The sequence below is a fragment of the Gordonia sp. NPDC057258 genome, from assembly GCF_042668985.1.
GTDB lineage: Bacteria > Actinomycetota > Actinomycetes > Mycobacteriales > Mycobacteriaceae > Gordonia > Gordonia hongkongensis.
The window spans coordinates 17,021-28,619 of record NZ_JBHUXZ010000012.1 but is presented as its reverse complement, the minus strand read 5'-3'; the positions used below and the strand labels follow the sequence as shown (position 1 = coordinate 28,619).

General features: G+C 67.2%; 8 protein-coding genes. All 8 read left to right on the top strand.

Annotated features, from left to right (window positions below; translation table 11 throughout):
- Positions 1-3: 3 nt before the first annotated feature.
- On the top strand, positions 4-705 hold the full coding sequence (locus ACFUEJ_RS10990) for a hypothetical protein (protein WP_388029286.1): 702 nt from the start codon (positions 4-6) through the stop codon (positions 703-705).
- Complete coding sequence (locus ACFUEJ_RS10985; protein WP_388029284.1) at positions 702-2,639, top strand: type IV secretory system conjugative DNA transfer family protein; 1,938 nt, start codon at positions 702-704, stop codon at positions 2,637-2,639. Before ACFUEJ_RS10990 ends, ACFUEJ_RS10985 begins: the two co-directional genes overlap by 4 nt.
- Positions 2,639-3,046, top strand: coding sequence for a DUF4913 domain-containing protein (locus ACFUEJ_RS10980; RefSeq protein ID WP_388029281.1), 408 nt, complete (start codon positions 2,639-2,641; stop codon positions 3,044-3,046). The genes ACFUEJ_RS10985 and ACFUEJ_RS10980 overlap by 1 nt, the downstream gene beginning before the upstream one ends.
- A gap of 492 nt (positions 3,047-3,538) precedes the next feature.
- Positions 3,539-4,123, top strand: a complete 585-nt coding sequence (locus ACFUEJ_RS10975; RefSeq protein ID WP_338857871.1) for a hypothetical protein — start codon at positions 3,539-3,541, stop codon at positions 4,121-4,123.
- Between the two features lie 122 nt (positions 4,124-4,245).
- Positions 4,246-9,891: a DEAD/DEAH box helicase family protein gene (locus ACFUEJ_RS10970; protein ID WP_388029279.1), complete on the top strand. Its 5,646-nt coding sequence runs from the start codon at positions 4,246-4,248 to the stop codon at positions 9,889-9,891.
- A gap of 215 nt (positions 9,892-10,106) precedes the next feature.
- The gene (locus tag ACFUEJ_RS10965) at positions 10,107-10,523 is read left to right on the top strand and encodes a hypothetical protein (protein WP_279939801.1); all 417 of its coding nucleotides are present in this window, start codon (positions 10,107-10,109) and stop codon (positions 10,521-10,523) included.
- A 194-nt stretch (positions 10,524-10,717) separates the two neighbouring features.
- Positions 10,718-11,149 (top strand): hypothetical protein, encoded by a 432-nt coding sequence (locus ACFUEJ_RS10960; RefSeq protein WP_388029276.1) that lies wholly within the window; start codon positions 10,718-10,720, stop codon positions 11,147-11,149.
- Between the two features lie 25 nt (positions 11,150-11,174).
- Positions 11,175-11,570 carry a PLD nuclease N-terminal domain-containing protein gene (locus ACFUEJ_RS10955; RefSeq protein WP_338857874.1) on the top strand — a complete coding sequence of 132 codons (396 nt, stop codon included), beginning with the start codon at positions 11,175-11,177 and terminating at the stop codon, positions 11,568-11,570.
- Positions 11,571-11,599: the final 29 nt, after the last annotated feature.

Below are 11,599 nucleotides of genomic sequence, written 5' to 3'. Positions count from 1 at the left end.
CCCATGCTCGACCCACACAACGTCACCCAGGACAACAGCCGCGAAGTCGACGACATCTTCGACGAAATCCGCACGATCATGCGTCACTCCCGCCGCCACGCCGACGACGCGCTGCGTCAGGTCCGCAACCAGCAGCACCGCCGACGTTCCCGGCAGACCCGCGCCCAGCAACGCCTGAACACCGCGCGCGCCACCGGCGTCCGTCCGCCCCGCTACACCGACACCAGTGCCGAACGCCACCCGCTGACACCGGATCTGATGGCGCGCTGGGCCGGAGCGCACGCCGCGGCCGACCTGGCCCGCGAGGCCGCCGCCGAGGCCGCCCGCGGCGGTGACACCGCCCGGGAAGCCCAGACCCAGGCCACCGTGCAGCGCGCCGAGCAATGGGCGCACGCCTGGGATGAGCGGCTACGTGAGGCCGGCGTCGACCCCGACACCATCTCTGGTCGCGACCGCGACCACGACCTCGGCGAGGTCGCCGACACCGACCTGCTCGGGCAGGTGTCGACCGCGGCCGCGAACTACGCGATCGACGTCGACGACGCCGCGGCCGCGGGCAGGTACCGCTCGACCAGCGAGCTCATCGCCGACACCGAACCCGCGCCCGAAGCCGCGTTGATCGCCGCCGGCGACAACGGCTGGCAGATCACCCCGGCCCCTGACGTCGGGGCCAGCGTCACCCTCGACACCGGAGCCCAGCTGTGAGCACAACCCATCGCCGCGACCGCGGCCAACACGAATCCATGATCGGCTACTACCTCGCCGCAGCCGTGTTTGCGCTGCTGGCGATCATCTACGTGTGCTGGCGGGCCGGATGCTGGCTCACCGGCCATCCCGGCCCGGTGCTGATCAACCCGGCCACCGCCGCCGTCGACGGCACATTCGAGTGGCCGGTGGCCTCCACCGTGCTCCTGGTGGTCGCGGTCATCACCGCCGCCGCGATCGCGGTCGTGGTGGGACGTCATCGCGCCGCCACCGCCGTGCTACGTGAGTTCGACCAGGTGGCACAGTTTCTTCCCCGTCCCCGGGAACTGCACGCCATCACCGCCCGCGACGCCAAGCACTCCGCGCAGCGCCTCCGCGGCCGCGACGCCATCACCGGGCACCTCGACTACGGGCTGGTGCTGGGATCGCTGATCGGCGCGGGCACCTCCGCGCTCTACATGAGCTGGGAGTGGGTCGGACTCGTCATCGGCGGACCCCGATGCGGCAAGACCACCGGCTACGCCATCCCGATGATCTGCCAGGCGCCCGGCGCCGTGTTCGCCACCTCCAACAAGCCCGACATCTACGACGCCACCCGCTGGGTCCGTGACCGCAACGACCTCGACGCCGCTCCCGCCGTCGTGGCCGACACCAGCCGACAAGGGTTGCGCGCACTGTGGGCCTACCGCACCCAGCGGCGCGAACCGCCACGCACCCGCGGCACCATTTGGCTCTCGGACCTCCAGCACATCGCCGGCACTCAGGGCCAGCAGTGGTGGTGGGACCCGTTCTGGTGCGTGCACGAACTCTCCGACGCCCGCGAGCTGGCCGCGATCTTCGCCGCCGCCGAAACCGCCGAAGGATCACGCCTCGACGCCTACTTCGACGGCGGCGCCAAAGAACTGTTGGCCCTGCATATTCTGGCCGCAGCCGTCGGTGGGGGAGACCTCAAACACGTCGACGGCTGGCTCACCGACCCCAAACTCAAAGTCGCCCGCCAGGTGCTGACTCGCCACGGCCACCACGACGCAGCGGCCAAGATCGACACCGCCGCCAACCTCAACCCCCGCCAGCAAGACGGCCTCTACGACATGGCGCGCCGGTTCATCAACGTCATGACCGTGCCCGCCTACGCCCGATCGGTCCTCCCACCCCAACGTGTGCGGTTCGACGGCGACAACACCGTCGGCAGCAACGACATTCGCCACGACCTGCCCAAGTTCGATCCGCAAGCGTTCGTCACCTCCACCGACACCATGTACGCGCTGTCGATGGAAGGGGCCGGATCGGCCACCGCGCTGACCACCGCCCTGGCCGACACCATCTTCAAAGCCTCCGTCGCCCAAGCACGGCGCAACGGTGGACGTCTGCCGGTGCCCGTCGTGGCAGTGCTCGATGAGGCCGCCAACGTGTGCAAGCTGCCCGAACTACCCGACTGGTACTCCCACTTCGGCAGCCAGGGCATCGTCATCGTCACCATGCTGCAATCGCTGGCCCAGGCCGCGAAAGTGTGGTCCAAGGACAAACTCGACATGCTCGTGGACTCCTCGAACGTCTACATCTACGCCGGATCATCGAACAACGAGTCATACCTGTCGGGCCTCAGCCGCATGATCGGCCAACGCGACGTCCGCCGCCGCAGCCGCTCGCACTCCAACTCCGGTCTGGGATCGACCAGCACCAGCGAATCCTGGTCCAGCGAACCCATTCTCGGTATCGACGACCTCAAAGCACTTCCCGCCGAAAGGGCAGTGCTGGCCACCTCCGGTAACCGCACCGTCGTCACCACCAAGAACTCCTACTGGCTCGGCCCCTACGCCGAGCTGATCGACGCCTCCAAGAAGGCCTGCGCGACTGAACGCGCAGCCCAGCAGACAGCACTGACCACTGCACCGCCCCTCGCCGCCACCACCCGGGAAAGGACGACCTTCTGATGACCACCCACGACACCGACACCCCCGACGACGACAACCGCGCGCACTGGCGGTTCACCTCCGGCGCCGACTGGTTCACCAACTGGCTCAGCCACATCAAAGCCGGACGCTTCGACCGCGACACCCGCTGGTGCGCGCAGTGGTGGCGCCACGACGAAGTCGTCATCCGCCTCGAGGAGCTGTGGAAGGCCTGGGAGACCGCCCGCCTGAGCGAAGACCCCGCCGCGCTGTCGTCGTGGTGGACCGCCCACCTCGACGCCCACTGGCGAACACTCACCGCCGAAAACGGGCCGCTGTACCTGTGCACCCCCGAAAAACACACCGCCACCGACACACTCACCGGTGCGAGCACTCCACCACCGCCGGGATGGTTCGACCCACCCGCCGACCACACCACCGCCGCATAGACCGCGAAAGCCAGCTCATGCCGCCACCGGTTCATATCGCCCTCGTCGGCTGCTTCGTGCTGCTGGTGGTCGGAGCTATCACCGGCGTCATCGTCATCACCAAAGCCACGCTGCGCCAACGCCGACGACAGCCCAGACACCACCACGGACCTGACCACGACGGAGCACACCATGACGACTAAACCCGGCGACGGCGAGGACCCGCCGTGAGATGTCTCAGGCCCTGGCAGGTGCGTCAACACCTGCCAGGGCACTGATCGGCCAGAGATCGAGCCTCTGACCAGTGAGAAACGATAGCCACCCACCCTCGCCCCGGCGTAGTCCGGGCGGGAGTGGACCTCACTTTGGTAGGAGCTCGACGTATGGCACGCAACGCCACCCCTGAGGACAACACCCCCAATCTGTTCGATCTACTCGCCGACACCGACCCATCCGGGCAGCGGATGTCGGCACCGCAGAGCACTATGGATACCCACACCGAGGAGGACACCGATGTTTCACGATCTGCGCACGGCACTGACCGAGCGGTACGCCCAGGAACTGACGCAGATGGACCGCACGCAGTTCGAGGACTTCCTGACCGCGGAAGTGACACGGCTGGAAGCCGAGATCGCTCAGACGCAGTCTCAGACCGAGCTGACGACGATCGCGGCGTGGAAGGACCAGCACGGGGGCAACGACCCGGACGTGCTGACGACGCAGCGGCTGTATCAGCAGGCCCGGTACTCGGCGGAGGAGACGGTGCTGGCGACGCTGTGGGAGGGATTCAGCAGTCCCGAGGACGACGATCAGCCGGACGACGAGCCGAACCCGGACACGATGACCGGGATGCAACGGTGGCTGACGCAGTGGGCGATCGAGGCGAGCCGAGAGACCGAACGACTGACCGAGCAGGTGTGGCCGGATCAGACACCACGGTTTCAGGTGTGGGCCGAGCAACTGCTGGAAGCACGTCTGACCGACGGACTGCCGGTGCCCGACGGGCCGGCACATCCGCTGGTTCCGGAGCTGACCGCGATGGTGGACGCAGCGCTGGCCGATCAGGATCGCGCCGACGCCGAGCGCGTGCGGAGGTAGTCGACGACGGCCAGGGACTGCTGTTTGAGTCTCTGGACGATCTGCGGATCCCAACTGACCCCGCCGTCGTCGACCCCGGCGGCACGCCGCTGCCACCGAAGGCCGACGACGCACTGCCGCAGGTGCCGCAGTCCGAGACCGGGTTGCCGCTGACAGCGTGGGCGAGCACCCGAGTCGCCCCCGCACGCCGCCCGGACGGCTCGGTCGTCTACGTCAAGGCCGACCATGTGGTGGCCGGCCTCGAACCCGACCCCATCCCCGACTCGGAGGCACCGGAACCGGAGCCGCCGAGCATCGCGGCCCTCGACGAGGCCACCACCCCGGCACCGACCGAGGTGGTGGCTGCGACCCGGTTCACCCATCCGGGGACGGTGCTCGTGCCCTCCGGGGCCAAGTCCCGCGCCCGCGCCAATATCGCCGCACTCGAGGTCCTCACCGAGACAGCGCGCACCGGACGCCCGGCGACGCCCGCCGAGCACGAGGTCCTGGCGCAGTGGTCGGGGTGGGGTGCCGCGGCCGACATCTTCGACGAGTCCAAGCCGGAGTGGGCACCCGAACGCGACCAGTTGCGCGCCCTGTTGGATTCCGAGCAGTGGCGTCAGGCGAAGGCCTCCACACTCAACGCCCACTACACCGATCCGGCGATCGCCCAGACGATGTGGTCGGCGATGACTCGCGCTGGGTTAGACGAGGGACTGGTACTCGAACCGGGTTGTGGCAGCGGCACGTTCATCGGTCTGGCACCGCCCGGCGCGCAGATGGTGGGCGTGGAGCTCGACCCGACGACCGCTCAGATCGCACATCTTCTCTACCCCGACGCCCAGGTGCGGTTGGAGGGTTTCGAGACCACCCGCGTCCCGGACGGCTCGTTCGCCGCGGTGATCGGCAATGTGCCGTTCGGCGGGTTCACCGTGCACGACCCGATCCACAATCCGGCCCGCCACCGCATCCACAACCACTTCCTGCTCAAGTCGCTCAACCTCACCGCCCCCGGCGGTTACGTCATGGCGATCACTACGGCCGGAACGCTGGATGCCGCCTCGGACAAGGCGCGCCGCGACATGCACGCCGTCGCCGACCTCGTCGGCGCGGTCCGGTTGCCCTCGACGGCATTCGAACGGGTTGCCGGCACCCAGGTCGTCACCGACGTGCTGGTGTTCCGCCGTCGCGAGGCCGACGTCGCCGCACCTGCGGACGCCGACTGGCTGCATTCTGACCTCGTCGCCCTCCCTGACCGGACCGGCGAGACCACCGAGATCGGGGTGAACCGCTACTTCACCACCCACCCAGAACATGTGCTCGGCACGATGCGTGTCGATCGCGGGCTCTACCGCGACGGAATGCTCGTCGTGGCCGCCGAAACCGGCAGCGATGTCGCCGCCGACCTGAACGACCGACTGACCAACATCGTCGACGCCGCACTGGAGCGCGGCGACGGACTGTTTCTCGCCGACGACACCGCCACAGCCGGGATGGAGTTCACCGCCGGCGCCCTGGACGCCGCCGCCCTCTACGGCGAGGACATCCCGATCGGGCACGTCAGCTACGACGAGACCACCGGGGTGTTCACCCGCCGCGGGATCGACGGCGATGAGCCGATGAAGGTGCCCGCCACCCGCACCACCGAGACCCGGCACCTATTGCGGCTGCGCGATCTGTTCGCGGCCACGATCGCCGCCCAGCGCACCCAGAGCAGCCGCGCCGAGCGTGACGCGCTGCGCGCGGACCTCAACGAGGTCTACGACGCCTACCTGAACATTTACGGCCCGGTGAACCGGGCGAAGCTGGTGGGCGGCAAGGAACGCACCGCCGAGGAAGCCGCGAAGAAGTTCACAGAACTCGAAGGCAAGTGGCGTACTGCCAATCGCGACGCCGACGGCGCCGACTATCCCGGCCCGCTGCCCGAGGATGTGGCGGCCGAGCTCGATGAGAAAGCATGGCAGGTCAGCGCACCCTCGCGGCGCCAAACCCATCTCGAGGCGGTCCGCGCCGATCCAGGGATGGCCGGCGTGCTGGCGTTGGAACGCTACGACGACCAGACCGGCACGGTCAGCAAGACCGCGGTGTTCTCCCGCGACGTCGTCGTCGCCCCGGTCCCGGTGTCACGCGCGGACACCCCGGCCGAGGCGGTCGCGATCAGTCTCGGTGAACGCGGGCGAGTCGATCTCGACCGCGTCGCCGAACTGCTCGACCAGCCCGCCCAGCAGGCGCGCGAGTCGATCCGTGGGCTGGTCTACGCCGACCCGGACATGCCCGAGGACCTGGTGCCCGCGCCCACAGCGTTGTCGGGCAACGTGCGCGCCAAACACGCCCGCGCCGCCGAAGCTGCCCGTACCGATCCCGGTAACCGGGACTGGGCAGAGCTAACACAAGCACTGGCGCAGGTGATTCCGGACGACAAGCAACCCTCCCAGATCGGGTCAGTCAAACTCGGACCGACCTGGATCGAGCCGCGCGACTACGAAGCGTTCGTGCGCGAAACCTTCGGCGCCACGAGTGCCCGAGTGACGCGCGCGGCCGGTTCGTGGGGCGTCGAGGTGCCACCTGACGAACGCAACAGCGCGCTGATGCGCACCGAGTACGGCGCCGACAATGCCGACAGGAAGAACAAGGCGCTCGATGCGATCGACCTCACCGAAATGCTGCTCAACCAACGGTCGATCGTGGTCAAAAACTCCAAGCCAGCGCAGGAAGAGGGGGCACCGGAAGTCGACGCCCAGGCCACCATCCTCGCCCAGGTCCAAGCCGAGAAGATCACCACCGAGTTCCGGTCGTGGCTGTGGTCGGATGATGAGCGCCGCGACCGCCTCGTCGCTGAGTGGAACCGCCGCTTCAACACCTGGGTCCGCCCCGAGCACGACGGATCACGGCTGGCACTGCCCGGTCTGTCCCCGGTGTTCGAGCCGCACCCCTACCAACGCGATGCGGTAGCGCGGATTCTCGCCGAGCCGACGGTGCTGCTCGATCACGTGGTCGGTGCGGGCAAGACCGGCACGATGTTCATGTCGGCGATGGAGCTCAAACGCCGCGGCCTGGTCAATCAGCCGTGGATCGTGGTGCCCACCCACCTCATCGAGCAGTTCGGCCGCGAAGTGAAGATGTGGTACCCGGCAGCGAACGTACTCGTGGGACGCAAAGGCATGTCGCCTGAGGACCGCCGCGTGTTCGCCGCCCAGACCGCGACCAGCGACTGGGACATGGTCATCATCCCAGCCTCGGTGTTCTCCGCGATCCGGGTCCACCCCCAGCGCCGTGTCGACTACATCTCCGGCCAGCTCGCCGAACTCGACGCCGAATTGTCCGCGAGCGCAGGCGACATGACCCAGGCAACGGTCAAGAAGATCGAACAGGCAAAGAAGCAGCTCCAGAAACGACTCGACGCCGCGACCGATCAGGCCAAGAAGGACCACGGGGTGTTGTTCGAAGACACCGGCGCGGACTATCTGTTCGTCGACGAGGCCCACGAGTACAAGAACAAGGGCCGCCAGTGCGCGATCGACTCGCTGTCTCTGACCGGGTCGAACAAGGCCGAGGACCTGTCATTGAAGCTGGACTACCTGCGTGAACGTCGCCAACACCAGGCGGTCGCGGCCGGGCGGGTCATTACCCCGGGCGCTGAGCGGGTCGCGACGTTCGCCACCGGCACCCCGATCGCCAACTCGCTCGCCGAGTCGTGGGTGATGCAGCAATACCTACGCCCGGATGTACTGGAGGCGGCCGGGGTCCGCTCGATCACCGACTGGGCGGCGTCGTTCACCGCGACCCGCTCCGAGACGATTCCCAACGCCACCGGAACCAAACTGCGTGTCGTGTCGAAGGTGTCGGCGTTCGCCAACCCCAAAGAGATGTTCGCCATGGCGGCCCAGTACACCGATGTCGTTGTCCGTGAACAGGTCCCAGCCAATCTGCCCGTCCATGACGGGCGGCAGATCATCACCAGCACACCCGGTCAGGAGCGGCGCGATTTCATCGCCGACCTGGACTATCGGGCCGACCATCTCGACCCGCGACGCGCCGACATCGACAACGTGCTCAAGATCCTCAACGACGGCCGCAACGTCGCCCTCGACCCGGCGCTGGCCAACCTCGAACCGGATCCGGGAAACACCCGCGCCGATGCCGTGGCCGAACAGGTCGCCCGCATCTACCACGCCACCGCCGACAACGAATATCTCACCGAGGAAGGGGAGCGGTCCCCGATCCGGGGAGCGTTGCAGCTGGTGTTCTGTGACCGTGGCACCCCGCGACCCGACGGCCCGTCGGTGTACTCCAACCTCAAAGACCTTCTCGTCGAGCAGTACCAGGTGCCCGCGGAGAAGATCGCGTTCATCCACGACGCCAAATCGCCGTCGCAGAAACTGGCGTTGCAGGCCGACTGCCGAGCCGGTCGGATCGCGGTGCTGGTCGGATCGACATCGAAGATGGGCACCGGCATGAACGTCCAAGGCCGCCTCATCGGCCTGCACCACATGGACGTGCCGTGGCGGCCCGCCGATCTCGAGCAACGCGAAGGCCGGATCATCCGCCAGGGCAACCAGAATCCGCAGATCGAAATTCTGAACTACGTCACCGCAGGCACCACCGACACCGTCATGTGGTCGAAAGTCGAGTCCAAGGCGGCGTTCATCGAGCAAGCCAAACGCGGCCAGCTCGACGACGTCGCCGAAGTCGACGACATCGCCGACGACTCACTGTCTGAGGCGGCCGCGGCGACCAAAGCCGCCGCGACCGGCGACGAACGGTTCCTCGAAATGGCGACCCTGGAAGACGAGGTGAAAAGCCTGTCCGCCCTGGCCAGCGCCCACGCCGACTCCCGCTCCCACGCGCGGCGGGTCGTGGCTGCAGCGGACCGGGCCATCCCACGGTTGGAAGGCAGCATCGAGAAACTCGATCTCCTGCTGGCCGGTCACCAGGAGTGGATTGACGCCGGCAAGGAGTTCGTCGTCCCCGGTGCCGGTCCCCGGTCGAAGCGTCCGGAGCGGTCCGAGGTGCTGTTGTCGCGGGTGACCGCGGTCTACCACGAGCTCAAAGGTGCCGGCATGAAGCAGTCCATGCCGATCGCGTCGATACCGTCAGGGCTCCAGGCGCACGCCTCGCGCGAGTTTGCCCAGGACAAGATCCACGTGTGGCTCGACTGCCCGGGGCGGCCAGGGTTTACTCTCGACGCCTCCCAGGTGTTCACCACTGCCGAGCGGCGCACCGCCACGGCGTCGGGGCTCGCTACCCGTCTGGAGAACCTGTACACCGGCCTCGACGACACCCGTGCTCAACTGGTCGCCGACATCGGCAGCTACCGCCGTGAGGTCGAGGTCAACGCGCCGCGTATCGACGCACCGTTCGCCCGGGCGGATGAGTTGCAGACCAAACAGGTTCGGCTGCGACAACTGCGGATGGAGATCGAACGCGCCCAGCAATCCGAAGAAGCCGTCGCCGCCCGCCAGGCTGCCGAGGAACGGATGCGAAGTGCTGGTCGTGAACCTGGCTGGAGTCTGGAACTCAACCCGACACCGGTCATGGTCGAAGAAGCCGGACTCGACCATGCCGCCGACTACATCGCCGTGATGAAACGCTCCCACCAACACAAAGCGGAGCTCTACCAAGCCGAAAAGGACGCCACCACAGCAGAACCGGGAATCGGGACACTGCTCGCCGACACCCGACCCCCACCAGAAGCAGAACGCACCGAGAACACCGGATCGCAGCCCCCGCCACACGACCCACTCGATAACGGGACACAGCCCCAACGCGACCCGGACCTAGACCTGTGAGTACAACAGGGACGTTCACCGCGCTCAGACGGAGGCGATGGCAGGTGCGAGCTCGCTGTCGCACCCCCGATGCGGTTCTCGGCCCGGCCTGGCAAGCAGGTCGAGCAGGCCGCCTCGGACCCGGCCAGGCCTGTCCCAGGTTCGTGATAGAAGCGAACCGCCAAACCACCCGCGCACCCATCACCAGCAACCGATACCGAACAGGACGTGACTTCATGCCTTTGCAAACAGCTCGACTCTCCACCGCCGTCAAGACCATCGTCGCCGGACTTCTCATCACCGCCGGCCTCGCCACGGGTCTCGGCCTAGGTAGTGGGCAAGCGCACGCGAAGATCGACGACGGCCGATATAAGTACCAGCTGGTTATGTACGGCGTCATCCCCTACCCGGAATCCAACGCGCGAGTGATCGGCAACCGTCTGTTCCAAGACATCTACGGCGTCGGGCCGTGGAATGCCACCAACAGCCACATTACCCACACCCGCAACGGCGGCATCGTCTCGATCGCCGGTGACCCAGTCGCGCACTGGTACTCCCGCATCGAACTACGCAAGACACCACACGGTTACAAAGGTGTTCTGTTCGCCGGCGGCGTCCCCACCGGCGACGTCTACCTACGTAAAGTCCGCTGACCACACAAAGGGTCGCGCAGGAATTGCCTGTGCGACCCTTTGTCGTTCGGTCGATCGGACGGACGACGCTGTCGGGCGGGCGGTGCTGGCAAACAGTGACGTTCACCGCGTTCCGACTGAGGCGTCGACGGGGTGGACGTCCTGGCACTACCATTCGCGATGACAAAGGTCGGGGTTATGAAAGGGAATACACGATGCTGACGAGGTCGGGGATACGCGCGGGGGTGGCGGGTGCGGCGCTCAGTCTCGCGGTAGCTACCGGTGGGGCGGTGCTGTCCAGTCCGCCGGCGCAGGCCGCGCGGATCGTCGAGACGTCGCAACCGGGGGTGGTGGTGATCGAACTCAGCCACGCCGACACCGTGGCCGCCGCCCACCTCGGCGCCGGTCGGGTCATCAACGCCGTCCTGGGCAACGATTACTGGGGCGTCATCCTGGAAACCGACTCCCGCTATCGCGCCGGGGCGTACTACCGTCCGGACAAGGCCGCCAGCTGGAATGACGTGACCGGTCATCAGGTCATCTCCGAGGCCGCCGCCCACCCAGGCGAGAGGGTCGTGATCGCGGTCTACGTTGACCGAACCAAGAGCCTGAACGGACATCCGCTGTGGATACAGCAGGTCTGGTGACCGGCGAGACGAAGAGGGAGTGGACGTGCCGTATCTCGGGTTGATCTACCTGGTGATCCTGGTGATCGCACTGATCGACATCATCAACACCGACGACGCCGCCGTGCGCGGGCTACCCAAGTTCGCCTGGGTAATCCTGGTGGTGATGCTGCCGTTGGTCGGTGCGCTGGTGTGGCTGGCGGTCGGACGCCCGGCCACTGATGAGCGACCACACCGGCAGCACACGGGTGCGGCCAGCGGATTCCCGGAATACGACCACCCGGGCCGCTACGTCCCGCAAGATCCTGAGGCAGACCGGGAATTCCTGCAGCAGTTGCGCGATCGAGCCGAACAGCAACGCCAGACCGCCCGCAAGCAGCAACGCGCCGCCGACCGATCTGACCGCCCAGACGACATGGGCCCGCCGCCGGCCTCCACGTGAGGGTCAGAATCGATGCGCATGGCGGATCG

Bases quoted from the DNA above. Each gene is read 5' to 3' on its own strand.
- ACFUEJ_RS10960 (WP_388029276.1), top strand. From the start codon at position 10,718: ATGCTGACGAGGTCGGGGATACGCGCGGGGGTGGCGGGTGCGGCGCTC.
- ACFUEJ_RS10975 (WP_338857871.1), top strand. From the start codon at position 3,539: ATGTTTCACGATCTGCGCACGGCACTGACCGAGCGGTACGCCCAGGAA.
- ACFUEJ_RS10990 (WP_388029286.1), top strand. From the start codon at position 4: ATGCTCGACCCACACAACGTCACCCAGGACAACAGCCGCGAAGTCGAC.
- ACFUEJ_RS10980 (WP_388029281.1), top strand. From the start codon at position 2,639: ATGACCACCCACGACACCGACACCCCCGACGACGACAACCGCGCGCAC.
- ACFUEJ_RS10965 (WP_279939801.1), top strand. From the start codon at position 10,107: ATGCCTTTGCAAACAGCTCGACTCTCCACCGCCGTCAAGACCATCGTC.